This window comes from Chitinophaga oryziterrae (assembly GCF_009758125.1).
In the GTDB taxonomy this organism is placed as follows: Bacteria; Bacteroidota; Bacteroidia; order Chitinophagales; family Chitinophagaceae; genus Chitinophaga; species Chitinophaga oryziterrae.
Window position 1 is genome coordinate 505,005 of the sequence record NZ_WRXO01000004.1, and the last position, 25,709, is coordinate 530,713.

Here is a 25,709-nt window from a genome sequence, read left to right on the forward strand (position 1 = left end):
GTTCATAATAAGATATATAGGGACATACCATTTTCCTCATACAGATATTATATGGATTATTTATAATAAAATTTAAATGTACTATAAATATCAACCATTTTTATTCTGCTGGTTCTTCCGGATAAAAGAAGATAGATTTTTCTGCCAGCTTGGCTTCCTCACTTAACTGCTGTAAAGTCCAGTGGTCTGTTTTGGTAGTTTGCACCCACATTCCACCTGATTTACGCATTACCTGTACACTAAGCCCCAGCTGATGCATAAAATCATGTTCTACTTCTGCTGCAGTACGGTTTTTACTGATGTCTATCCAGCCAAAAGTATGCACCATGCGGATATCATCTATAGGAGTATCCGGAGGGAGTTTATCCGCTGTTCTGCAACGTTCGCCGACCTCATGAGGCTGCCGGTAAAATTCCAGGTTAAGAAAAGGGTAAGCTTGCCTGAAATCACTTTGTATGTTGGAAATAATAGCTTCTTCACTGATATAAATTTCCATAACGAAAGATTTATGTAAAATTACGACTTATATCTCTTAGAGAGGATGAGTCAGGATGGTCGTGTGAATGATATTGGTCATTATACATTTACTTTAATTTGTACTGTTCTGCTTCGATAATATTTGCCAGTTCATCCTCTTCCAGCCCCAGGAACTCCAGCATATAAGGATTACGAAATATGTCTTCCGGTTTTAACGGTTCTTCTTTTATATGACTTTTTAGTACAGACTGTTTATCTGTACTTAATCCGGTACGTTCAAACAACATACTGTTTATTGCTCGTTGTAAATCCCGCACACTCCAGTTATTTTTTATCGCTTCCATTTCATAAAAACTGCGTTTTGCAGGGGAGTCAGATTTGAGCAATTCTATAAAATGAGAGAAGCTGAGTTTGTTGAGTAATAGTTCCGGATCTGTCTGAAATCTGGTCGTCTGAGTTTGGGGAAAAGGGGCTTCCAAAGATTTTGCGGACACTGTCCGCAAAATTGTATTATATTGATTATCAGATAGATGTAATTTTGCGGACGCTGTCCGCAAAATCTTTGGATAAGCTTTATAAAAGTCTTTACAAAGGTATAAATGCCGCTCTCTTATGGAAGATAAACCACCATTTTTTAGCTTATTTACGATCTCTTTAAATAGCCCTTGTCCGTATTCTGCACGGTCATCTCCATATTTTTCATATTCAACAATATGAAATCCTATTACCCAGTTGCGCACAGTCAATGCCGTATTTACCTGTTTTTGCGCCTGGTTTAAGAAATAATGGTTTGTTTCCTGAATAGTGGAAACCAGCTTTTCAATATTAATTACTTCTTTTGTATTCATGGTATTGAGGACCTCATTCACGAAATGAATGAATAAAAATGGTTAACAAAATGTGGCAATGGGCTGCCAGATTAAAAAACAATCATCAAATATAAGGATTTGGGAATAATTTCCTAAAAAGAATGGGTAAAAAAACATGACTATTTGGTAATTTACCATTTAATAAAGACGGGAAGCTGTACTACTTTTATAAAACACGTATCGAAAACAAATAGCTTATAGTAATTCTCGCATCAGGGGAGGCTGTTTATAGGGGAAACAGAAATAAGGAAGATGCTACGATCCAATAATGAACAACTTTTAACTCAACGCCTTCGCGACAGTGAACACGCCGCTTTTGAAGAACTGTATGTAGCCTATCATCAATTATTGTTAGATGTGGCATATCGTTATCTTAAGAGCAGAAGTGCTGCAGAAGATGCTGTGCATGAAACTTTCGTGAAGTTATGGGTCCACCGGGACGAGCTGGACCCGGTTCAGGGTGTGCGTAATTACCTCTTCAAATGCCTGAAGTTCCATGTATTAAATATCATCCGCAACCATAAACGCAGCCTGATCAAACAATACGAGATATTATATAATACCGCCAGGAATCACCGGGATCCGGAAACCAGCGTCATCTTTAACGATTATAAGAAAGTAATAGATACTGCCATAGATAAGCTTTCGGCACAAAAAAAGAATATCTTTAAAATGAGATCAGTAGAAGGTCTCAGTAATGAAGAAGTAGCACAAAGGCTGGGCCTTTCCATTAATACAGTGAAGTTTCAATATTCTCAGGCCAGCAAAACGCTGCGGGGCTTTTTAAAGGTCATTATGGGTACATTCCTGAGCCTCATCCTCTTTTATCTCCTTTTTTAACTTTTTTTTTATTTCATATAATACTTTCCCTTTCTTCGGGTGTAGTACTAATTATAATCCATCAATATGGAGCAATTTGACCAGAATCTGTTGCAGAAATACAGGCGGAACGAATGTTCTCCTGAAGAATATGCAAAAGTATTGGAGTGGTTTACCACTGCAGAGGGAAGAGAATACCTGGAAGCAGCGATGTCGCACGACCTGGAACAGGGGACTTATAGTCCGGTGGAATCAGCAGGATTATATCAACGGATCCTAGATACTACACAGCCACGGAAAAACAGGTTCGCCGCGCTAAAGGTTGCAGCTATATTCACCGGTACATTATTACTGGGATATGGGGGCTGGAAATCATTCCGCAATGATAACACCGTTATCCACACTGCATATGGAGAAGTACGTACGGTCGTATTACCCGATCAGTCGGTTGTTACTTTAAATGCGAACAGTACATTACGTTATAAGGACAGGGAGGTATGGATGGAAGGAGAGGCTTATTTCTCCATAAAACCGTCCGCCGGTTCTAAACCGTTTCTTGTACATACCGCCAGTAAAATAAATGTAGAAGTACTGGGCACCACGTTCAACCTGGTAGATCGTCATGGCAAGATGCAGATCGTTCTGACCAGTGGGAAAGTAAGATTACGTAATAATAACGAAGCCACAATTATGAAACCAGGCGACCTTGTTGAATATAAGAAACAAGTACGCACCACGTTGAAACAACATACAGATACACTCAATTATTCTTCCTGGAAAAATAACAGCCTGCACTTTGAAAATGCCAGCTTCGCAGAGTTATCACAATTACTGGAAGATACCTATGGGGTAGAAGTGGAAATACGCGATTCATCATTGTTACATCAGCAGTTTACGGGTACTGTACCTGGCCAGCGGATAGACGTACTTTTAAATGGACTATCACAGCTTTTCCATTTAAAGGTGACCAATGAGAACAATAGAGTAATTATAGAAAAGGATAACAAGTATTAACCAACGCAGTAACGCTGTATGTAGGGTGTACAACCACATGCAGTCATAACCGCACATTTTAATTCATTCAAACCAATTTGAACATGAACAAGTTCATCAGCGCCTGTATGGCCGTTGTGGGCATGGTATGTTATGCAAACATGCCTGCAAATGCCCAGGACCTGGCAGCACTTGGGACGCATGCGGCTCCTTATGAAAACGCGCAGGCAAAATCCCTGAAAAGCGTGCTGGACAGGTTAGAAGTTAAGTACAATGTACACTTCATGTACAAAAGCAACCTGGCTAAACTACCCCTTACAAATCTTGAAAAGGTGCCGGCTTCATCTCTGGAAGAGGAACTGAATAATATTACTGCGGGTAATAAACTGCGGTATAAAAAGATGGGAGATGATTTCTACATCGTCTTTTCAAAAGATGAAGAACCGGCTTCGAATGTAGCGCCTGCACAAATCACCGTAAAAGGGATTGTTACAGATGAGAAAGGACAACCGGTGCCCGGTGCTACAGTACTGGTGAAAGGTACAACAAACGGTACTTCAACCGGCATAGATGGTAGCTGGACATTACAGGTTCCTGATGCCAATGCCGTACTGGAATTTTCCTTTATCGGTTATGTAAAACAGGAGATAGCTGTAGATGGACGTACAACCATCAACGTTAAACTGATCGCGGATGTAACTTCCATGTCTGAAGTAGTGGTAGTTGCCTATGGTACACAGAAAAAGATCAACCTTACGGGGGCAGTCACTGCCGTAGATGGTAAAGACCTTAACTGGAAACCCGTAGGCCAGGTATCTGCTGCGCTACAGGGTGTTGCTCCGGGTGTAACAGTGACCACCAACAGCGGTCAGCCCGGACTGGACCAGGGTACCATCCGTATCCGCGGAGTAGGTACGCTGAACAACAGCGATCCGTTAGTACTGATAGACGGGGTGCAGATGAGCATGAACGATATCGATGCCAATGATATCGCTTCCATGTCCGTACTGAAAGATGCTGCTGCTTCTTCCATCTATGGTGTAAGAGCTGCAAATGGTGTGATCCTCATCACTACAAAAAGGGGGAGCAATGGTAAACCTAAAGTAACCTACTCTAACTATTTTGCCTGGCAGCGTCCTGCCCGCATGGCTAAATACGTAGGTGCACAGGATTTTATGAAACTGGTGAACCTGACGGCGGCCAACTCCGGCGGCGGTGCTACTTATTCCGATGCGCAACTGGCGGCTTATAACGATCCCAACCGCGATGTTGACCTGTACCCTGATAATTACTGGTTGAAAGAAGTGCTCACCGGCAGCGGGTTCCAACAGGAACATAGTCTGGGTATATCCGGTGGTAAAGAAGATCTGAAATATCATTTCTCTACCAACTATTTTGATCAGAAAGGATTAATCTCCAATATGGATTTTAACCGCCTTACTGTCCGGTTGAATACAGATATCAACGTTACCAGAAAACTTACCTTCAGCGCAGATATCGCTGCCCGTTTGGGCGACAGAACAGAGCCGCAGGGCGTGTCTGGTTCTGCCTGGTACCAGTTTGGACAGGCGGCCGTTGTAAATCCGCTTACTCCCAATAAATATAAAGATGGTACCTGGGCACTGGTAAGAGGTGGACAAAACCCCATCCGTTTACAGCAGGAAGGCGGTTTATACGAATATAAAAGCAACCTCTTTACAGGAAATTTCAAGGGTAACTATGCACTGGCAAAAGGATTGACATTGACAGGACTTGCAGCCGTTAATTATCGCTCTGATTACAATAGCATCCATGAAAAGGCATTGGATTATTATACGGACCATCCGGCTAATACCAAAACCCTCACATTAGGGCAAAATACCATACAGAAAGAATATCAGGGCTATTGGTTCAGGAACTTCCAGGGATTGGCGGAATACACTAAAAGCTTCGGCAACCATTCCTTTAAATTACTGGCAGGTGCTTCCCGGTTATCTGAAACTACAGATGATCTGACCGGTTACCGTTTGAATCTGCCTAACGGAACGATAGAACAGATCAATGCAGGTGCTTCTACCGGACAAAAAACTACCGGTACTGCTACTGCCTATTCTCTGGTATCATTCTTCGGTAGGTTAAACTACTCCTTTAAGGATAAATACCTGCTGGAAGCAAATCTTCGCCGTGATGGATCTTCCCGTTTCTCCGACGGACAAAAATGGGGAATGTTCCCTTCTTTCTCTGCAGGATGGCGTATCTCATCAGAGAATTTCATGAAAGGCATTTCTTTCCTGAACGATCTGAAACTGCGCGCTTCATGGGGTAAACTGGGTAATGACATCATCCTGGATAAAGATAAAAATACCACCAACTACCCTTATCAATCTGCCTATATCTACAACAGTTATCCTTTTGGCGGTGCTTTAAATCCGACTGCGGGTATTCAGACCTATCCTAATTCCGGCCTTACCTGGGAAACAACTAAAATGACGGATATCGGTCTGGATGCAAGTGTGTTGAATCACCTGGATATTAATTTCGACTATTACAAAAAGAATACGGAGAATATCCTGTTATTCCTGCCCATACCAAGTTCTGTAGGATTGGATGCATCTGCACAGAACGCAGGTAAAGTACAGAATACCGGTTGGGAACTGGCATTAAATTACCACGGAAAAATAGGGAAAGAATTTAATTTTAATGTAGGTGCAAATCTCTCCGATGTACATAATAAGATCATAGACTTAAGGAACACAGATGCTGTTACCAAAGACAATAATAACATCTATACCGGTCTTGTTGCAGGTCAGCCCATCAATGGCTTTTATGGTTACCAGGTAGAAGGTATTTATCAGACAGCAGCACAGGTTTCCGGACATGCACAGCAGACAGTTGGAACTACCGGCCCTGGTGACCTCATGTACAAAGAACAGACAGGTGATGGTGTTGTAAAACCAGGTGCTGCAAATGCCGGGGGAGACATGGTATACCTGGGCAGCAATATTCCCCGTTACACCTATGGCGTGAACCTCGGCGCTTCCTTCAAACATTTCGATTTCTCTGCTTTCTTCCAGGGCGTAGGTAAAGTATCTATCAATACACTGGTGATTGAAAAAGCACCTACCGCAAACGATGGTAATTTCAGGGAAGAACATAAGAACAGCTGGACTGTAGACAATACCGGCGCTGCTTTCCCCCGTTTGCTGACTACCACACAAAATTATCAGTCGTCTTCCTTCTGGGTAAAGAGTGGCGCTTATATGCGCCTGAAAAGCCTGCAACTGGGCTACTCATTACCTGATCATATCCTTAACAGGTCAGGTTTTGACAGGTGCAGATTATTTGTAAGCGGACAGAACCTGCTTACCTTCTCTTCCCTGCCAAAAGATATAGATCCTGAAGCCCCTAATGATAGCCGCTATTACCCACAGGTGAGAACATTCACCTTCGGATTAAATGTGCAATTCTAAATAAAGCAAGCCATGAAGAAATTATCAATAATAATTATGCTGACAGGCGCTGTGTTTTTTACAGCATGTAAAAAATACCTGGATGAGCAGCCACAGGATTCAGTAAGTCAGCAAACCTACTGGAATACAGAGGCTGATGCTGTTAACGCTGTCAATAACTGCTACCGCCGCCTGGGAGATGTAGACAACCGTATCTTTATTTCCTGTGCTACTGACGACAGTTACTCATGGAGCGACTGGCCAAGTGATGTGAGACTGGTGGGGAACGGCAGTGCTTCTTCCGGAACAGGTGTGTTCTCCAACTTCTGGAGTAACCTCTATAAAATGATCGCTTCCTGTAATGATGTGCTGGATAATATAGACAGGGACAAAGCGCTTACTGATAGTATGAATTTACGCCTGAAAGGGGAAGCCCGCTTTATCAGGGCTTATGCTTATCAGCAACTGACAGGTATGTTTGGCGCAGTACCGCTGATTACCCATATTCAAGCGGTGAGTGAGTTTAAAGCAGCCCGTACATCTAAAGATTCTATTGCCCGGTTCATCGTGGACGAAGTAGATGCCATCTCTCCGCATCTGCCCATAGCCTATGGTACAACAGATCAGGGTCGTGTTACCCGTGGTGCTGCACTGGCACTGAAAGCACGTATCTTATTGTATGTGGGCCGTAACAGCGAGGCAGCTACTGCTGCAAAGGCGGTGATGGATCTTGGTTACTATGCGATAGATAAAGATTATGTGAGCCTCTTTAACGGTACGAATAAAACCAGTCTGGAAATCATTTTCGCTGCTGCTTATGTGAAAACTACCTTGCCAAGTGCGATGGCAACATGGGTAGGTGGCCCTTCATTAGGCGGATGGTCGCAGGTAGTGCCTTTGCAATCACTGGTAGATGCTTATGAATGTACAGATGGTAAAACGATAGACAAATCCGCCGTGTATGATGCCGCACATCCTTACGATAACCGTGATCCACGTCTTAAAATGACCGTCGTTGTGCCAGGGGTCATTGTTAACGGAGATACGATCGATGTTACCAATAAGAATGGCCTGGACGCATTGAGTAAGAACAATGCTTCTTTCAGCGGGTTTTATTACAAGAAGTATGTACCTGCTGATATTCAGGGAAATTGGGATAGCAACTCTTACAATGACGTAGTGCTGATCCGGTATGCAGAAGTATTGCTGATATATGCAGAAGCTAAAATAGAGATGGGACAGATCGATCAGTCGGTATATGATGCTATTAACGCAGTAAGACAACGCCCTGGTGTAATGATGCCGGCATTAACAGCAGCTACTGTAAGCGGACAGGCAGATATGAGAGACGCAGTAAGACGCGAAAGACATGTAGAGTTCCCTATGGAAGATAACCGTCTGTTTGATATCCGTCGCTGGCAGATAGCAGAAACCGTAATGACAGGGACCGCTTATGGTATACTGAATAATTATGATAACAGTCGGGCTGATTATGGCAAGCATGTAGTAGTAGAACAGCGTACTTTTGTGAAGCCACGTGATTATCTGTGGGCAATACCACAGGGAGAAGTAGCATTAAACCCGAACTTATTACCCAATAATACTGGTTGGTAATACTCTGAAGAGATTCAAAACAGGAATAAAACAGGTTCATCCTCCGTTTATCCTCCGTTAATTAACGGAGGATAAACGGAGGATGAACCTGTTTTAAAGCTTATCAATTGCGCTTCTATTCCTCTTTTATTATAGCAAGAAACGGGTTTTACCTTTTGTTCGTTAGCCCATACCTTTGCGCTTATGATCGCACACATTGATATAGGGGGTAATTTGAAGTGGAAAATCCGTTCCGGGGAGATTACCCTGGGAGGGTATAAAAACAAAAAGATTTACGGCACCCTGCATTGCCGTTCCGGTAAACGGATGAAGATAGAAAACAGGGTTTTCTTTAAAGATGAGAAAGAAGCTGTTTTATCAGGTTACAGACCCTGCGCACATTGTATGCCCGAAAAGTACAAACACTGGAAGAATGCACAATTTACTGCCTAAAGACGGAGAAGTATACTTTTACCCGGAGTTGTTCACAACTCCCGAGAGTGATCATTTTTTTGATAAACTCTCTAAGGAAATCGCCTGGAAACAGGAGCCTGTCTTTATTATGGGCAGAAATATCCTGCAACCCCGGCTAACAGCCTGGTATGGTGATCCGGACAAGCCCTACAGCTATTCCGGCATTACTATGCAGCCACATCCCTGGACGCCTGCTTTAATAGAGATAAAAACCCGGATAGAAGCGGTGGCAGGGGTTCGTTTTACCAGTGCGTTACTGAACTTTTATCGCGATGGACAGGATAGCATGGGATGGCACAGGGATAATGAAAAGGAATTAGGGGTGAACCCTGTAATCGGCTCTGTGAGCTTTGGCAGTCCCAGGACTTTCGCCTTCAAACATTATACAGATAAAACGCTGACAGAAAAGATACCTTTAACGCATGGTAGTTTCCTGTTGATGAAAGGCAGTACACAACATCACTGGCTGCATAGTATCCCCAAACAACTCAAAGTAACGGCCGGCAGGATTAACCTCACGTTCAGAATCATATTATAAAGACCGCAAGAACCGGGTTTCCCGGACTTCCCCTGCAAGCTAATTTTGTGTTATGAAAACAATTAGCATTATTCCGGTAGAGGAAGATAATTTAACCATCAGTTACAGCTTTGCCAATACCCGCTTTGGAAAGGTATTGATAGCTGCTACTGAAACGGGGATCTGTTACATGGCATTTGCAGATGAAACAGAAAACGAGGCCTTTGCGCTTCTTCACAACCAATTTCCTGATGCGGTTTACGGCAATATAAAGGATGATCTGCAACAAGCTGCATTACGCATACTGGAAGGAGAATCAGCAGACATTACATTACATGTAAAGTGTACGCCTTTTCAACTGGCCATATGGAAGAAACTGATCAATCTTCCGGCAGGGAAAGTATTGTCTTATACAGCGTTGGCAGGAGATGTGAAGCTGGCCAGGGCGGTAGGGACAGCCGTAGCCGCTAATCCTGTAGCATATCTCATCCCCTGCCACAGGGTTATAAAGTCCAATGGGGAAGTGGGAAATTATCACTGGGGCAGTGATCGTAAAGCGGCCATGATCAAATGGGAAAACAAAAAACAAATTACAAATGAACTGGCAACAAATAACAGCTGATCTGAACGAAAACGGGTTTGCCATTGTGAAAAATGTTCTCAATAGATCGCAATGCGATGAACTGATCCATAATTACAATGCGGATAATACGTACCGCAAAAAGATTACGATGGAGAGATATCGTTTCGGCCTGGGGGAATACAAATATTTCCAGTACCCTTTGCCGTCGCTGATCACTGATATCCGGGAAACGGTGTATGCCCGGCTGGCGCCCATCGCTAATAAATGGATGGAGTTATTGAGGATAGATACCAGTTACCCGCCTCTTCATGAGGAGTTAAAAGCTATCTGTGAAGAAAAGGGACAGGTGAAGCCTACTATCCTGATACTGAAATATGGTAAGGGAGGATTTAACACTTTACACCAGGATTTATATGGGGATATTTACTTCCCTATGCAGGCCGTGCTGTTCTTAAACCAGCCGGGAGAAGATTACACAGGGGGAGAATTCGTGCTGACGGAGCAAATCCCGCGGGCACAATCGAAAGCCAGTGTACTGCAACCGGAGCGGGGAGACATGTTGATCTTTACCACTAACTTCCGGCCTGTAAAAGGGAGTAAAGGTTATTACCGGGTAAATATGAAGCATGGGGTAAGTCCGTTGCATAGCGGAGAACGGCATACCCTGGGTATTATTTTTCATGATGCACTCAGCTAATCATAATTTTACAACATGGAAATTCAACAGGAGATCGATTATAAACGCATAGCGGATGCCATTGAATATTTCAGACTTAACTTTAAATCGCAGCCGGGACTTGAACAGGCTGCAGAACACGTGAATTTAAGTCCATTCCATTTCCAGCGTATGTTTAAGCAATGGGCAGGGGTAACGCCCAAACAGTTCCTGCAATACCTTAGTGTAGAGCATGCCAAAGCCATTCTGAAAGGTGAAAAGGCTACCCTGTTTGATGCGGCTTTTGAAACAGGATTGTCCGGTACCAGTCGCCTGCACGACCTGTTCATCAAACTGGAAGGCATGACACCGGGAGAGTACAAGAACGGGGGAGAGCAGTTGCAGATCAATTACAGCTTTGCAGAAACCCCTTTTGGGACGATTTTAGCGGCTTCTACTCATAAAGGGATCTGTTACTTAGCTTTTGTGGATCAGGGGCATGAAGAGGCATTTGCTGAGTTATACAGGCATTTCCCGAATGCGGTCTATACCCATATTACGGATCAGGTCCAGCAGAATGCGTTATTCGTGTTTACGCAGGACTGGAATAAACTAAAAGAGATCAAACTACATTTGAAAGGCACTGCTTTTCAACTGAAAGTATGGGAAGCCCTGTTAAAAGTTCCTATGGGCGGACTGACAACCTATTCCGGGGTGGCTGGTGAAATAGATAATCCCCGGGCAATGCAGGCTGTAGGTACGGCGGTGGGCCATAATCCGGTAGCCTTCCTGATCCCCTGTCACAGGGTGATTAAAGCAACCGGGGAGCTGGGACAGTATCACTGGGGTAGTGCCAGAAAGAATGCGATAATAGGCTGGGAAGCCAGTAAAGTATTTTCAGTATAAGATTTTTATCAATATGCTCCCTTACTAAAACAATAGAAATTTTCTGTCTTAATAATTTCCCATATATATTAATGTATTGATAATCATCAGTAAAGGTATTTAAATAGTAGTTACTGCTTATAACCTGCTGAGATTCAGTCTATATGGTGGTATAAGCCCTATATAAGCCCTCTATAAGCCCATTCATAGCCCTCTATAAGCCCACCTTATTTAGAGTGGGCTTATAGGGGGCTTATAGAGGAGTCTAATACCAGTTATGAAGAGTTTACAGGAGAGTTTATGCTCTTTCTGTATATTGTTTAAGATGTTTGCTTATTGAATAGTAGTGTTTACCAGGCTTGTGGGGCAGTCCCACCTCTAAATTGCTAATCAGAAAATGAATCTTCCTTCACCTTTCAGTTTTAAAGAATGCCTCTGGTTTCTCAACAGGAATTTCGATGACTGTATGCATACAGTAGGAGAAGATCATGTGCGTAAAGTTATCCTGGTAGAAAACCAGCCGGTACTGTTTGAGATCAGGGAAAAGAACAGTAAACTCATAATAAAAATTCTGAAAGGAGAGGGGTCTCCTGTTATAGAAAACTTTATTCATGACTGGTTCGATATCAACCGGGATATCAAGCCCTTCTATCAACTATTATCAGCACATAAAGAGCTGGCTTATATGAGTAAGGATTTTGAAGGCTTACGCCTGATAGGTATTCCGGATTTATTTGAAGCTATCTGCTGGTGTATTATTGGCCAGCAGATTAATTTAACCTTTGCTTATAAGACCAAACGCAGACTGGTAGAAAGATACGGGACAAAGATCATTTACGAAGGGCAGGACTATTATGCGTTCCCCTCTCCGGAAGCATTAGCGGCAGCTAACCCGGAAGAACTGAAAGCGATGCAGTTCTCCGCACAGAAAATAGCCTATCTGACAGGGATAGCCAATGTGTTTAAAGAAGGGAAGATGAGTAAACAAATCTTACTGGATTTACCAGATGTAGCTGCGCAGCAAAAAGCATTGACAGCTATAAAAGGCATCGGTATATGGACAGCTAATTATACCCTGATGAAAACATTGAGAATACCTACTTCCATTCCATACGGAGATGCCGGACTATTAAACGGATTAATTGCACACAGGATTATCAGTGATAAAAAGGATATTGAAGGCATCAATACATTCTTCCGGCATTTCAAAGGATGGGAAAGCTACCTGGTATTTTATCTGTGGAGAAGCCTTGCACCTAAGACTTAAAGATCCCGGCAGCCCTAACTCTGGTGGCAGGGTACGCATAACTTAAAGTTATGATCCATAACTAATGGCAATTTCTGAATAAGCCCTGTAAGTATGAGCTTTGCGTCATTATGGAAAAAGCGATCGATAAAATACTGGACAAAAGCATTACCACAAGGGAAGTGATATTTTTACTGGCAGTCGTTTTCTGCCTGTCTCCACTGATCTCTCCTCCGGTGGCCTTATTAATGGGATTAGTGATCGCCCAGTTTGTAGGGCATCCCTATTTACATCTTAACCATAAAGCTACACATATTTTATTACAGGTATCAGTTGTAGGATTAGGGTTTGGGATGAATGTGGGAAGTGCGCTGAAAGCGGGTAAACAGGGTATCCTGTTCACTATCATTTCTATTATCAGCACATTGGCAGCAGGATTCCTGATGGGGAAGGTCTTTAAAATAGAAAAGAAAACGTCTTACCTGATATCTGCCGGTACTGCGATCTGCGGAGGCAGTGCTATCGCTGCTATTGCACCTGTTATCAAAGCAGAAGAAAAACAGATTTCCGTAGCATTGGGCACTGTATTCATTCTGAATGCTATTGCCCTGTTCCTGTTCCCTGTGATCGGGCATGCACTGAACTTGTCCCAGACGCAGTTTGGTTTATGGTGTGCCATCGCCATACACGATACCAGTTCTGTAGTAGGCGCTGCCGGTAAATACGGAGCAGAAGCGCTCGAAGTCGCTACTACGGTAAAACTGGCCAGGGCGTTATGGATCATCCCGGTGGCCTTTTTATCCGCTTTCATTTTTAAGCATAAAAGCAGCAAACTGAAAGTACCTTATTTTATAGGATTATTTATAGGCGCAATGATCATTAACACATATGTTCCGGGAATACAGGTATTCAGTCGTTATGCCGTATATATCGCCAAATCAGGACTTACACTCACGTTATTCCTGATAGGTTGTGGTTTATCCCGTGAAGTATTACAGTCAGTAGGCGTGAAGCCCATGATACAGGGTGTGATCTTATGGGTGGGCATCTCTGCTGCCGCACTTTGGGCAATCATCTCATTTATATAAAAAATCCCGGTTACAAACGTAACCGGGACAATTATGTAAAAAGCAATTAGAAATTACTGATTAGCTGCTGCTGCTTTTTTCTTCTTCTCGTGATCAACAATAGCGCCTATCCCTGCACCTGCACCAGCACCTACTACGGTACCAATTGCAGCACCTTTCAGGTGATCTTTGTTAATGAGCGCACCGGTAATGGCACCAGCGCCTGCACCAACTACCGCACCTTTAGCTGTATGACTCCATCCTTTTTTCTTTGTAGTGGTCGTTGTTGCATCGGCAGTGCTGGTACCGCCGCCTCCGCCACCTTCGTTGTTCTGTACCGCTACTGAGTTGTGCTCATGATGAGCCCTTTTAACTGCTCTCATAGAGTCAACTGCTTTCATAGAATCTATAACTGCTTGTCTTGCGTTCTGTGCTGCTACACCAGGGTCAGGTTTGTTATTGCAGGCGAATAATACTAAAGTTGTTGCTACTGTTAAAATTAACTGTTTCATGGCCTGATTGTTTAAATTTTATGGTTCTTCAATAGATGCCACGCTAAAATTATGCCATTCTACTGTATTATCCTTCATTTTATTGAAAAATAGTTAAATGTGGATACTGATTTTTTGTTATTTGTTTGTTTTTCATGTATTTATATCAGTGCTGGATTTGTGTGATTTTAGTTTCATCCAGATCCAGCTGACTTTCATGTTTCCGGATCTCTTCATCACTGTAAATTTTCTCTTTCCGCATTTTGTATAATTCGGTGCGTTGTATGGTATACAGGTGAATCAATACCTTGTTATAGACATCTATTTCTTTCTGCTGAGTGGCATCACATTCCATTGATGCCAGCCGCTGATCTACAATAGTGATATCACTTTCCAGCTTATCTTTCAGAAATCCTACCAGCTCATTTTCCTTCATTTCAACAGCATATTTTTCATTCAGCTCCTTTAATGCAACATGCATCAGTCGCAGGTGAATAGCTGCATCCTGCTCTTCATCCGGAGGAAAATCTTCCGTATCCTTTATATTTACCCATTTGATGATTAAAGGCAGTGTAAGGCCCTGGAAAACCAGCGTTACCAGGATGACCACAAAAGTGATAAAGAGGATCAGGTTACGGAGCGGAAAAGCGCTACCGTCGTCCAGTAACATTGGGATAGACAGGGCTGATGCCAGTGACACCACTCCTCTCATACCCGCCCAGCCTATAATGACAGGGCCTTTCCAGGTAGGGTTCACATGGTCCATCCGCACTTTTTGTCCCAGCCATTTTGGTACATAGGCAATGGGCAGTACGTATAAAATACGGATGACGATCGTAATGAGACTGATCAGCAAACCATACTTAATACCTTCCCAGATGGAGTAGTTACCCAGGTTCTCGATGATCACCGGTAGTTCAAGACCAATAAGAATGAATACTAACCCATTTAAAATAAATACCACCGTAGCCCAGGTAGATACTGCCTGTAGCCGGGCCGAACTCTGGGTAAATATTTCATTGGAGCGGAAAGAGAGGAACAGTCCTCCGCTTACCACTGCCATTACGCCGGAAAAGTGAAAGTGTTCTGCCCCTATGTACATGAAGTAAGGTGTCATGAGGGTCAATGCCGCATCGATACCCGGCGTAGTAGGCAGGTGATGGTGCACCAGGTACACGATATATGCTATCGCAAGGCCGATAACGATCCCCATGCCTGCTACCAGGAAGAACTGACCGATAGCCAGTCCAAAGGAGAATTTGCCGGTTATGATGGCCAATAGGGCAAAACGGAATACGATCAGACTGGAAGCATCGTTAATCAGACTTTCACCTTCCAGTATAGTAGTGATACGTTTGGAAATTTTTATGTTTTTAAGTACGGAAGTAGCCGCCACGGCATCAGGGGGAGAAATGATCCCACCCAGCAGGAAGCCCAATGCCAGCGTAAAGCCCGGAATCACGGCATTTGAGACAAATGCAACGATCAGGGAAGTGAAGAATACGAGGCCGAATGCCAGCATACCTATGGGCCGTCTCCATTTCCAGAAATCATTCCAGGAAGTGTACCAGGCGGCTTCATATAAGAGGGGGGGGAGGAATATCAGGAAGATGATTTCCGGCTTTATTTCGATACGTGGGATGCCCGGAATAAAACTGATACCTAAGCCTGCCAGTACCAGGAAAATAGGATAACATATTCTGAGTCTTTGTCCCAGCATGATGAGTAAAAACACCGCAAAGAGCAGAACGAGTATGAGCAGCAGATTCTCTTGGTACATAAAAAAAATTTGGTAGCGGCTATAGCCGCTACCAAAATAGTAAATATTATTTAATCGAGCTTAACGAGGTGTGCTTCGATCTGTTTGCGCTGGGATTCATACTGGGCAGGCAGTTTCAGGTGCGTACCTAATTCTTCCAGTGGTTCGTCCACGGTAAAACCAGGATTGTCCGTAGCTATTTCAAACAGTACACCACCGGGTTCCCTGAAATAAAGGGAGTGGAAGTAGTTACGGTCTATCTGCGGTGTGATCTGAAAGCCCATGTCGATGATCTTTTTGCGGAAAGCCATCTGCGTTTCATCATCTTTTACCCTGAAGGCAACGTGGTGCACAGTACCATTGGCACCCAGTCCGCGTTCTTCTGTAGGTAATTCCACCAGGTCGATCACATTGGCAGTACCGATAGCGTCGGTCGTATAACGGTAACGGTTACCTTCCTGGCCTGTTAATGTATAGCCAAAGATACCGGTAAGGATTTTAGCAGTCGCCTGTACATTATTCAATGTAAGGGTCACGTTGTAGAAACCTCTTGTAGCTACGTCCGCTTTCACTGCCTCTGTTTCATAAGGTTTCCTGTTATCCGGGGTCTTAGGTATGATCAGTTCTAATTTCAAACCATCGGGGTCCAGGAAAGTAAGGTACTTTTCCCCGAAGCGTTCAGCTGGTTTGTTATAGATGACATTATTTTCTTCGAAGCGTTTGATCCAGAAATCAAAACTTCCTTCCGGTACTGAATAACCGATTTCAGTAGCCATTCCAGCGCCACGGCGGCCTTGTCTTACGGCTTCGCCCCATGGGAAGAAGGTGAGGATACTACCTGCACTGCCCTGTTCATCTCCAAAGTAGAAGTGATAGGTCTGAGGATCATCAAAGTTTACGGTCCTTTTTACAAACCGGAGTCCGAGGACTTTGGTGTAAAAATTAAAGTTACGTTTAGCATCGCCGGCAATGGCTGTGATGTGATGGATGCCTAATATTCTATTTTCCATGATCATTGATTTTCAAGTGTAAAAGTCAGCAATTTTGTATCGCTATTCCTTGTTTGTTGATGTAAAATTCCACTATTTTGTTGCGTAATCCATTAATCTATGACAAGAAAAAAGGGTGGCTTGTTCAACCATAACCTTTCATACTTCATGAAATTATTGCGAATTGGCTACATATACCCAAAAACAAGCAACTGAGTATTTTTTGAGTATCTTTATCAGATATCAAACATTTGTCATGAAGAAGTATTTACCGTTATTATTATTGGTACTGGCTGCATGTCAGAATAGTCCTAAAACCCCTAAAACAGCAGACGAAGTATTATCAGAGGTAGGCAAAAATCCGGGTATGAATGCCGGAGTGGGCACGTTCAATGTAACTGTGCCTGAAGGATGGCAAAGGCTGGATACGTCTTTAAATGGTGTAAATGCTACCTTCCTGTTTGCCCCGTCTGCTAAAGATGGTTTTCGTCCTAATATCAATGTAGTAAGTGAATCCATGCATGGTACATCCCTGGAAGAGTATTACAAGAAGAATGTGGGCATGATGGCACAGTACATGCAGAACTTTACCGAAGGAGCTACGTCAGAGAAGGAGATCAATGGCTCCAGGGTGAAGTTCCTGGAATATTCACATAGCCAGAACGGACTGAATATGGATGTTATCATGGCGCTGATCCCTAAAAACGGGGTCGCCTATGTGATCACTGTAACCACTCCTAAAGGTAAGCGTGCAGACTATAAGAAATCATTCGACGAAGTAGTGAATTCGTTCAGTGTTTCCTGATAAAATACCAGAGATAAAATATTAGTCTATTAATTTAGTAGATTTTTATAGCTTCGCCCTGTAAATAACTGTTTTGAAATGCATCTGCAAGTTTACAGGGCGATCGCTATTGCCGTTATAAGTGCTGTTTTTGCTGCTCCGGCAGCATTGGGTCAGAACAGCAAGCCCAATATTATCTTCATTGTGGCAGATGACCTGGGATATGGTAATCTCACTTCCTACAATAACAAAAGCCAGATCCCTACTCCGAATATAGACCGCCTGGGGACAGAAGGCATCCGTTATACCAGTTTTTACGCAGGGAATACTGTTTGTGCGCCATCCAGGTGTGCCTTACTAACAGGTAAGCATATGGGGCATGCCTATATAAGAGGTAATACCCGTTTGCCTATTCGTCCGCAGGACAGTACCCTTGCCCAGTTACTGCAGCAAAACGGGTACGTAACGGGTATGTTCGGTAAATGGGGGCTTGGAGAAGCAGGTACTACGGGTTCACCGGAGATCAAAGGTTTTGATGAGTTCTATGGATACCTGAATCAGGGCCATGCACATGATTATTATACCAATTACCTGTTTGAGGTAAAGAACGGTAAAATCAGCAGGATACCGCATGACACTACTATATATACCCATGATGCCATTATGGAACATGCGCTTTCATTTATTAAAAAGAATAAGGATAAACCTTTCTTCCTGTTCTTACCGGTAACAATTCCCCATGCAGAGCTGGACCCACCGGCAAAGGATATGCAGCCATTTTTAAATGCAGATGGCAGCAGCAGGTTCCCGCCCGAAACACCTTATTTGCAGAATGGTGGTACTTATCGCAGTCAGAAGAACCCACATGCGGCTTTTGCTGCTATGATCACTAAACTGGATAACAATGTGGGAGAAGTGGAAGCATTGATTAAAGAACTGGGCCTGGATGACAATACTTACATCTTCTTTACCAGTGATAATGGCCCGCATAAAGAAGGAGGGGCTGATCCTGCATACTTCAACAGTAATGGCCCTTTAAGAGGCATTAAGCGGGATTTATATGAAGGAGGGATCAGGGTGCCCATGCTGGTAAGAGCGCCGGGCAAAGTACCTGCAGGCCGTGTCAGCGATCAGCAATGGGCTTTCTGGGACATCCTGCCTACTTTTACGGATATCACACATTCTCATACACTTGCAGGAATAGATGGGGTGTCATTTAAACAATCATTAACCGGAGATACACAAATCGCCAAACATGATTATTTTTACTGGCAGTTCAATGAAGGCTATCTGCAGGAAGCTGTATTGAAAGGAGAGTGGAAGCTGATCCGGTTTAAGTATAAAGGTCAGCCTGAGAAGTTCGAACTTTATGATCTTGGCACTGATATAGGTGAAAAGAAAAACCTTGCGCTTGTTAATCCCGCTAAGGTAAAAGAATTAAGTATCTTGATGAAGAAAGCGAAAATGCCTGCTGAGAACAAAGAGTTTGACTGGTCCGGGACCGAAAAGTAAAACTAAGAAACGTTATGAAAACTGTAAAGACGCTGCTGGTAACGGCCTTGTACCTCTTATTTATTATTACATCTGATGCGCAGAAGATCTGGCCGGAGCAGACATCTCAGACAAAGCCCTGGACACGGTGGTGGTGGATGGGAAATGCAGTGAATGAAAAGGACTTGTCCGCCTCATTGGCTAAGTATAGCCAGGCCGGTTTCGGAGGTGTTGAAATAGCGCCTATTTACGGGGCTATAGGATATGAAAAACAATACATTGATTACCTGTCACCGGCCTGGGTCAGAATGCTGGATTATACCGTCGCTACTGCCGGTAAACTGGGCATGGGGGTAGACCTTACTACCGGTACGGGCTGGCCTTTTGGAGGTCCGCAGGTTACACCTGAATATGCTGCATCAAAAATGATTATACGGCGTTACCCATCTTTAAAAACAGGTGATACAATTAAACTGGCCAAAGATGATGAAACATTACAATCATTAACCGGGTATGCAGCAGATGGAAGGATCGTGGACTTTATGGATAAAGTAGATGAAAATGGCTTCCTGCAATGGAGAATAGAGTCTGGTGTCTGGGACGTTTACGCCTTCTTTAATGGTAAAACAAAACAGAAAGTAAAACGTGCCGCGCCAGGTGGAGAAGGCTTTTCCCTGGACCATTTTTCCGCTCCTGCTTTAAAGGTATATCTCCATCGTTTTGATACTGCATTTCATCAGCGATCACATGGTGTAAGGGCCTATTATAACGATAGCTATGAGGTATATGGGGCTGATTGGACCGCTGATTTCTTTGAGCAGTTCTATAAAAGAAAACATTATGATCTGCAGTCTGAAATCCGCTCATTTTACAGGAAAGATTCGTCGGAAACTATAGCCCGTATAAAATCAGATTACAGGGAAGTCATGGCCGATCTCATTCTCAATAATTTCACCAGGCCATGGACCCAATGGGCGCATCAGTATAAAGCCATCTCTAAAAACCAGGCACATGGTTCTCCGGGTAACTTGTTAGACTTATACGCCGCAGTGGATATCCCTGAATGTGAAACCTACGGCTCTACTTATTTTCCTATCCCCGGTCTTCGCCGCGATAGCGCAGATATCAGAAATGTAGATCCTGACCCGGTAATGCTGAAATTCGCTTCCTCAGCAGCACATGTGAACGGGCATCCGCTGGTATCCAGTGAAACATTTACCTGGCTTACAGAACATTTTAAAACGTCTTTATCACAGTGCAAACCGGAAGTGGAACAATGTTTCCTGGCAGGGGTAAATCATGTATTCTTTCATGGAGTTACTTATTCTCCTGAAGCCGTAAAATGGCCAGGCTGGTTATTCTATGCCTCAACGAATTTTGTGCCATCCAACAGCTTCTGGCCACATTTACCGGGATTAACGAATTATATCACCCGCGTGCAGTCCGTATTACAAACAGGTAAACCGGATAATGAATTACTGATCTACTGGCCAATATATGATATCTGGAATAATCCCAAAGGGAATGAAATTACCTTAAAGGTGCATGATATCGACCAATGGTTACATCCCTCGGCATTTTACGGCCAGGTGGTGAACCTGCAGAAAGCCGGTTATTCCCTGGACTTTATCTCTGATAATCTGCTGAATAACGCCGTTGCTAAAGATGGTCTCATCAGTACCAGTGATGTTGCATCTCCCTATAAAGTATTAATTATCCCGGCAAGTACGATGATGCCGTTAGGTACCCTGCAAAAGATCATCGCACTGGCTCAACAGGGAGCTACCGTAATGATGGAAGCATTGCCGGAAGATGTTCCTGGTCTGATCGATGTGAAGGAGCGCAGGATAGAGCTAAAGAAATTACTGGCATCTGTTCCTTTTGCAGATAACGGTATAGCAAAAATGGGGAAAGGACAGATCATCCTGGCCCCGGATATGCAACAGGCACTGGAACAGCAGGGCATCAGGAGAGAAGCGCTCACCGATGCAGGACTGAAATTCATCCGCCGCAAAGCAGGCGCTGATACTTACTATTACATTGTAAATCATACGCCTAAAGCCGTTGACCAATACCTGCCAGTAAATGCCAGCGCCGGTACATTTATCATCATGGACCCGCAAACCGGTGATTATGGAAAGGCTGCCACCAATAATACCGGCGTGAAAATACAGTTACAACCCGGTGAAGCATTCATGCTGAAAGCAACAAAGGATACCACATTACAAGCCTGGACCTATCTCGATAAAAGTTCAGCACCTATCGCGTTAGACAGTTCCTGGACCTTGCAATTCACCGAGGGCGGACCTTTTAAACCTGCTCCTGTAACAATGCCATCACTGGTATCCTGGACAACATTGCCGGATACAATGACGCACTCATTCTCGGGAACAGGGGTATATCAGCAGTCTTTTATACTGCCTGCTACCAACGCGAAAGAATATGTACTGGACTTAGGGGAAGTGCATGAGAGTGCTCATGTATGGATCAACGGTAAAGATGCCGGTATCCTCTGGAGTATCCCTTTCAAAGCAAGAATAGGTAAGTTCTTAAAACCAGGGAAAAATGAGATCAGGATAGAAGTGGCTAACCTGATGGCCAACCGTATCAAATATATGGATGAGCAGAAAATCCCCTGGCGTCGCTATCACGAGATCAATTTTGTAAATATCAACTATACCGATTTTGACGCGTCTGGTTGGAAACTACAGCCTTCCGGCCTGATAGGACCCGTAGTAATAACGCCTTATATGTAACACAAAAGTTATCTGTTAAAATTTATAAAATGGATAACTTTTTCAGATAAAATGATTAATTTCATTACTCATCAAAGAAAAGGAGGTATTCATGCAATCTACAGAATATTCATGGAAACCTTCGGTTGGTATCGCCTAACCGGGTTGCTCCATAAAAAATAATCTGTTGACGCCAGGCGTCAATGCCCCGGCTTGGTCCGGGGCTTTTTTTATCCCATCTTAAAATATTCTCTTTTTTCGTTCGTCTGCACTATTGCAAATAGCGAAGCCCGCTATTTTAACGTAATTTTAACCCCTGCTAAACCGGCAGGTCTATATATTGTTGCCAATATGAATAAAGTGAAACGTCCCTCAACTGCACCGGGGCCGGCAAAGCCAGGTATTATGTCTGTTCTGCAACCCTACCGGGGTATGGTAGCCTTACTGATATTCCTGGCGTTACTGAGTAACGGGCTCAACCTGGTACTGCCCCGCATGATAGCGAAAGCCATCGATGCTTATACCGGTGGTACGCTCGTGATAAACACCCTGATTATTGAGTTTTCCATGGCTGCTGTACTGATCTTTGTGTTTACTTATCTGCAAAGTATTATACAAACCTATGCCTCGGAAAAAGTAGCAAGAGAACTTCGTACTGAACTCTCTTCTAAAATCTCCAGACAAACTTTTGCTTATATTCAGCAATCAGACCCGAGTAGATTACTTACCAACTTAACTTCTGATATTGATTCTATCAAACTGTTTGTTTCACAGGCCATCGTATCCATCGCTTCTTCTCTGTTTATTATTATCGGGGCAAGTGTGCTGTTATTATCGATCGACTGGAAACTGGGACTGGTAGTTATTACCATCATTCCGGTGATAGGATTTACATTCTATACCGTCCTCAGTAAAGTAAGGGTGTTGTTCAAACAGGGCAGGGAAGTGGTAGACTGGCTGAATAAGATCATTAATGAAAGTGTATTGGGAGCCGCTCTTATCAGGGTACTGAATGCGCAACAACCGGAATACGACCGCTTTATTTCGGCTAACGGTAAATCCAGGGACCTGGGTACTGCCATTATCCGCCTGTTTGCAGGTCTGATCCCTGTGATCAGCTTCATGGCTAACCTGGCCTTACTTTCTGTTTTAATGCTGGGTGGTCATTTTGTGATCACCGGAGAGATGTCCCTCGGTAACCTGGCAGCCTTCAACAGTTATATCGTCATCCTCATATTCCCTATTATCGTCATCGGCTTCATGAGTAATATCATCGCACAGGCAACCACCTCTTACGGTCGTATCTTTGATGTGCTGAATGCGCCTGATACCGTGGAACCAGGTACGGTGACTGATACACTGAAAGGTGCTATGGAAATAGAGAATGTTTCCTTATCATTAGGCGGCAAACCGGTGCTGAAAGATATTTCCTTCTCTATAAAACCTTCCAGTCGTACCGCGATCATAGGCCCTACAGCGGCAGGTAAAACGCAATTGCTTAATGTGCTGATAGGGCTGCTTACGGCCGATACCGGTGAAATCATATACGATCATACAAATATCAGTGATTATGATAAAGATGTATTACTACAACAGGTAGGGCTGGTATTCCAGGATAGCATCATCTTTAACATGAGCGTACGTGAAAACATCGCTTTCAATGAAAAGGTGAGTGACGCACTGATGGAAAAGGCAATAGCGACGGCCGAACTGAAAGATTTCATTGCAGGACTGCCCGATGGATTGGAAACCATTGTTTCTGAGAGAGGTTCCAGCCTTTCCGGCGGACAAAAACAGCGTATCATGCTGGCAAGGGCATTAGCCATCAATCCGCGCATTCTCCTGCTGGATGACTTCACTGCCAGGGTGGATACCAATACAGAACAACGTATTCTGGAAAATGTACAGCAGAACTATCCCGATCTCACGCTCATATCTGTTACACAGAAAATTGCTTCCGCCGCCAATTATGATCAGATCATATTGCTGATGGAAGGAGAAGTGATCGCCATAGGCACCCACCCGGAATTGATGCAGTCCTGTCCTGAGTACATACAGATTTACAATTCGCAACGCAGCACCAGTAACTATGAATTACAACCTGAATAAAATAGCGGCCGCGCCGCAACAAAAAGCTACCACCGGCCGCGCCCTGAGAAAGCTGTTATCTTTCCTGGGCCCTGAAAAGCGCCGGCTGATCAACGCGTTCTTTACGATCATGATCAGCTCTGGTATTAACCTTACTATACCTTTCCTGGTAGGTCATACTATCGATAAATACGTACAGACGAAACAGTATAACGGTATCCTGTTATACTCAGGTATCCTGTTCATTATGTTTCTCATCTCGCTGACAACAAGTTATGTACAAACACGCCTGATGGGCGGGGTAGGACAACGTATGTTGTACAGCCTGCGTAATGCGGTTTTCACAAAACTACAGGAACTGCCTATCGCCTTCTTTAACCAGAATAAAACAGGTGATCTTATCTCCCGTATCAATAACGATACAGATAAACTCAACCAGTTCTTTTCCCAGTCATTAATGCAGTTCATTGGTGGTATTGTGAGCATGGTAGGAGCAGGGATTTTCCTGTTATGCATCAATCTCAGACTCGGACTGGCCACACTGGCGCCTGGTCTGTTACTGCTGGTATTTACCCGTTTGATCTCTCCCTGGGTAAAACGGAAGAATGCAGCCAATATGAAAAGTACCGGCAGCATGAGTTCTGAGATCCAGGAAAGCCTCAGCAACTTTAAAGTGATCATCGCCTTTAACCGCCGCGATTACTTCCGTAAACGTTTCGCTACTGCCAATAAAGAACAATATAAAACGGCTGTAAGTGCCGGCCTGGTAAATAACATCTTCATGCCTGTATTCAGCTTATGCGCTAACCTGGCGCAACTGTCTGTGCTGGCATATGGTATCTATCTCATTTCTACAGGTCAGTTTACCATTGGTCTGCTGATCAGTTATCTGTCGTATGCTACCTATTTTTATAACCCTATCCGTCAACTGGCAGCACTGTGGACTAACTTCCAGGTGGCAATGGCTGGCTGGGACAGGATTTCACAGATACTGAACCTGGAATCCAACCTGAAAGTGGTGCCTTCGGATAAGAAAGAAGAAGATACAGCGCTCATCACCTTTAAGAACGTGAACTTCAGCTATCCTGATGGAAAGGATATCCTGCACAATATCAACTTCCGCCTGGAAAAAGGAAAGACCTATGCACTGGTAGGGCCTACCGGTGGAGGTAAAACGACCACCGCTTCCCTGATTGCCCGCTTATATGATGCAACAGACGGAGAGGTTTTATTACAGGGGAAAGATATCCGCTCTTATTCTCCGGAAGAACGTACCCAAAAGATCGGGTTCATTTTGCAGGAGCCGTTCCTCTTTACAGGCACCATAAGAGAGAACATCATCTACGGTAATAAAAACTATGCGGATTACACCAGCGAACAACTGATGGATGTGATGGAAAAGGCGAACCTGCATACCTTACTGGAACGGTTCGACGAAGGACTGGATACAAAAGTAGTATCCAGTGGAGAGAGTGTGAGTCTGGGACAAAAACAGCTGATCGCCTTTATGCGTGCAGTGCTGAGAGACCCTGAGCTATTGGTATTGGATGAAGCAACAGCGAATATTGATACGGTAACAGAGCAATTGCTGGAAGATATCCTGAAGAGATTACCGGAACAAACTACCCGTGTTATCATTGCACACCGTTTGAATACTATTGAGAATGCAGATGAGATCTTCTTTGTAAATGATGGAGAGATTATCCGTGCCGGTTCTTTTAATCATGCCATGAACATGCTGTTACAGCATGAGCGCAGCACCTGAT

The 25,709-nt window shown here is 43.7% G+C and carries 21 protein-coding genes; 16 read left to right on the top strand and 5 right to left on the bottom strand.

From position 1 onward, the window contains the following. Positions 1 to 100: 100 nt before the first annotated feature. Together GO495_RS16860 and GO495_RS16865 are read right to left on the bottom strand one after the other, a co-directional pair. Positions 101 to 496, bottom strand: a complete 396-nt coding sequence (locus GO495_RS16860; RefSeq protein WP_157300887.1) for a hypothetical protein — start codon at positions 494 to 496, stop codon at positions 101 to 103. 88 nt (positions 497 to 584) lie between these two features. Further along, positions 585 to 1,325 carry a DUF1016 N-terminal domain-containing protein gene (locus GO495_RS16865; protein ID WP_157300888.1) on the bottom strand — a complete coding sequence of 247 codons (741 nt, stop codon included), beginning with the start codon at positions 1,323 to 1,325 and terminating at the stop codon, positions 585 to 587. A 273-nt stretch (positions 1,326 to 1,598) separates the two neighbouring features. On the opposite strand from GO495_RS16865, the gene GO495_RS16870 reads away from it, so the two are divergent. The 11 genes from GO495_RS16870 to GO495_RS16920 all read left to right on the top strand — a co-directional run bounded on the left by GO495_RS16870 (position 1,599) and on the right by GO495_RS16920 (position 13,627). Beyond that, the gene (locus tag GO495_RS16870) at positions 1,599 to 2,186 is read left to right on the top strand and encodes an RNA polymerase sigma factor (protein WP_157300889.1); all 588 of its coding nucleotides are present in this window, start codon (positions 1,599 to 1,601) and stop codon (positions 2,184 to 2,186) included. Positions 2,187 to 2,252: 66 nt separating this feature from the next. Then, positions 2,253 to 3,179 (top strand): FecR family protein, encoded by a 927-nt coding sequence (locus GO495_RS16875; RefSeq protein WP_157300890.1) that lies wholly within the window; start codon positions 2,253 to 2,255, stop codon positions 3,177 to 3,179. 83 nt (positions 3,180 to 3,262) lie between these two features. Beyond that, positions 3,263 to 6,607 carry a SusC/RagA family TonB-linked outer membrane protein gene (locus GO495_RS16880; RefSeq protein ID WP_157300891.1) on the top strand — a complete coding sequence of 1,115 codons (3,345 nt, stop codon included), beginning with the start codon at positions 3,263 to 3,265 and terminating at the stop codon, positions 6,605 to 6,607. 12 nt (positions 6,608 to 6,619) lie between these two features. After that, on the top strand, positions 6,620 to 8,200 hold the full coding sequence (locus GO495_RS16885) for a RagB/SusD family nutrient uptake outer membrane protein (protein ID WP_157300892.1): 1,581 nt from the start codon (positions 6,620 to 6,622) through the stop codon (positions 8,198 to 8,200). 183 nt (positions 8,201 to 8,383) lie between these two features. Continuing rightward, complete coding sequence (locus GO495_RS16890; RefSeq protein ID WP_157300893.1) at positions 8,384 to 8,632, top strand: Ada metal-binding domain-containing protein; 249 nt, start codon at positions 8,384 to 8,386, stop codon at positions 8,630 to 8,632. Then, the gene (locus GO495_RS16895; RefSeq protein WP_157300894.1) at positions 8,613 to 9,191 is read left to right on the top strand and encodes an alpha-ketoglutarate-dependent dioxygenase AlkB family protein; all 579 of its coding nucleotides are present in this window, start codon (positions 8,613 to 8,615) and stop codon (positions 9,189 to 9,191) included. The genes GO495_RS16890 and GO495_RS16895 overlap by 20 nt, the downstream gene beginning before the upstream one ends. Before the next feature lie 52 nt (positions 9,192 to 9,243). Beyond that, entirely contained in the window at positions 9,244 to 9,792 is a 549-nt protein-coding gene (locus tag GO495_RS16900) for a methylated-DNA--[protein]-cysteine S-methyltransferase (protein ID WP_157300895.1), read from the top strand. After that, the gene (locus tag GO495_RS16905; RefSeq protein ID WP_157300896.1) at positions 9,767 to 10,450 is read left to right on the top strand and encodes a 2OG-Fe(II) oxygenase; all 684 of its coding nucleotides are present in this window, start codon (positions 9,767 to 9,769) and stop codon (positions 10,448 to 10,450) included. The genes GO495_RS16900 and GO495_RS16905 overlap by 26 nt, the downstream gene beginning before the upstream one ends. A 15-nt stretch (positions 10,451 to 10,465) precedes the next feature. Beyond that, on the top strand, positions 10,466 to 11,314 hold the full coding sequence (locus GO495_RS16910; protein ID WP_157300897.1) for a methylated-DNA--[protein]-cysteine S-methyltransferase: 849 nt from the start codon (positions 10,466 to 10,468) through the stop codon (positions 11,312 to 11,314). Positions 11,315 to 11,690: 376 nt separating this feature from the next. Further along, positions 11,691 to 12,560 (top strand): DNA-3-methyladenine glycosylase family protein, encoded by an 870-nt coding sequence (locus GO495_RS16915; protein ID WP_157300898.1) that lies wholly within the window; start codon positions 11,691 to 11,693, stop codon positions 12,558 to 12,560. Between the two features lie 110 nt (positions 12,561 to 12,670). Continuing rightward, positions 12,671 to 13,627: a YeiH family protein gene (locus tag GO495_RS16920; RefSeq protein WP_157300899.1), complete on the top strand. Its 957-nt coding sequence runs from the start codon at positions 12,671 to 12,673 to the stop codon at positions 13,625 to 13,627. 53 nt (positions 13,628 to 13,680) lie between these two features. Here the strand turns inward: GO495_RS16920 and GO495_RS16925 are convergent, their stop codons facing one another. The 3 genes from GO495_RS16925 to GO495_RS16935 form a co-directional block, all read right to left on the bottom strand. Continuing rightward, complete coding sequence (locus GO495_RS16925; RefSeq protein WP_157300900.1) at positions 13,681 to 14,118, bottom strand: glycine zipper family protein; 438 nt, start codon at positions 14,116 to 14,118, stop codon at positions 13,681 to 13,683. A gap of 145 nt (positions 14,119 to 14,263) precedes the next feature. Continuing rightward, positions 14,264 to 15,877 carry a Na+/H+ antiporter gene (locus GO495_RS16930; RefSeq protein WP_157300901.1) on the bottom strand — a complete coding sequence of 538 codons (1,614 nt, stop codon included), beginning with the start codon at positions 15,875 to 15,877 and terminating at the stop codon, positions 14,264 to 14,266. A gap of 50 nt (positions 15,878 to 15,927) precedes the next feature. Beyond that, entirely contained in the window at positions 15,928 to 16,866 is a 939-nt protein-coding gene (locus GO495_RS16935; RefSeq protein ID WP_157300902.1) for a ring-cleaving dioxygenase, read from the bottom strand. A 235-nt stretch (positions 16,867 to 17,101) separates the two neighbouring features. Between GO495_RS16935 and GO495_RS16940 the strand changes: the two genes are divergently transcribed. From GO495_RS16940 to GO495_RS16960, 5 genes are all read left to right on the top strand, one after another. Then, positions 17,102 to 17,650 carry a DcrB-related protein gene (locus GO495_RS16940; protein WP_157300903.1) on the top strand — a complete coding sequence of 183 codons (549 nt, stop codon included), beginning with the start codon at positions 17,102 to 17,104 and terminating at the stop codon, positions 17,648 to 17,650. 78 nt (positions 17,651 to 17,728) lie between these two features. Further along, complete coding sequence (locus GO495_RS16945; protein WP_157300904.1) at positions 17,729 to 19,141, top strand: arylsulfatase; 1,413 nt, start codon at positions 17,729 to 17,731, stop codon at positions 19,139 to 19,141. 14 nt (positions 19,142 to 19,155) lie between these two features. Further along, positions 19,156 to 21,876, top strand: coding sequence for a glycosyl hydrolase (locus GO495_RS16950; protein WP_157300905.1), 2,721 nt, complete (start codon positions 19,156 to 19,158; stop codon positions 21,874 to 21,876). 330 nt (positions 21,877 to 22,206) lie between these two features. After that, on the top strand, positions 22,207 to 23,964 hold the full coding sequence (locus GO495_RS16955; protein ID WP_157300906.1) for an ABC transporter transmembrane domain-containing protein: 1,758 nt from the start codon (positions 22,207 to 22,209) through the stop codon (positions 23,962 to 23,964). Then, positions 23,945 to 25,708, top strand: coding sequence for an ABC transporter ATP-binding protein (locus GO495_RS16960; protein WP_157300907.1), 1,764 nt, complete (start codon positions 23,945 to 23,947; stop codon positions 25,706 to 25,708). The genes GO495_RS16955 and GO495_RS16960 overlap by 20 nt, the downstream gene beginning before the upstream one ends. The last annotated feature ends 1 nt before the right edge of the window (position 25,709 follow it).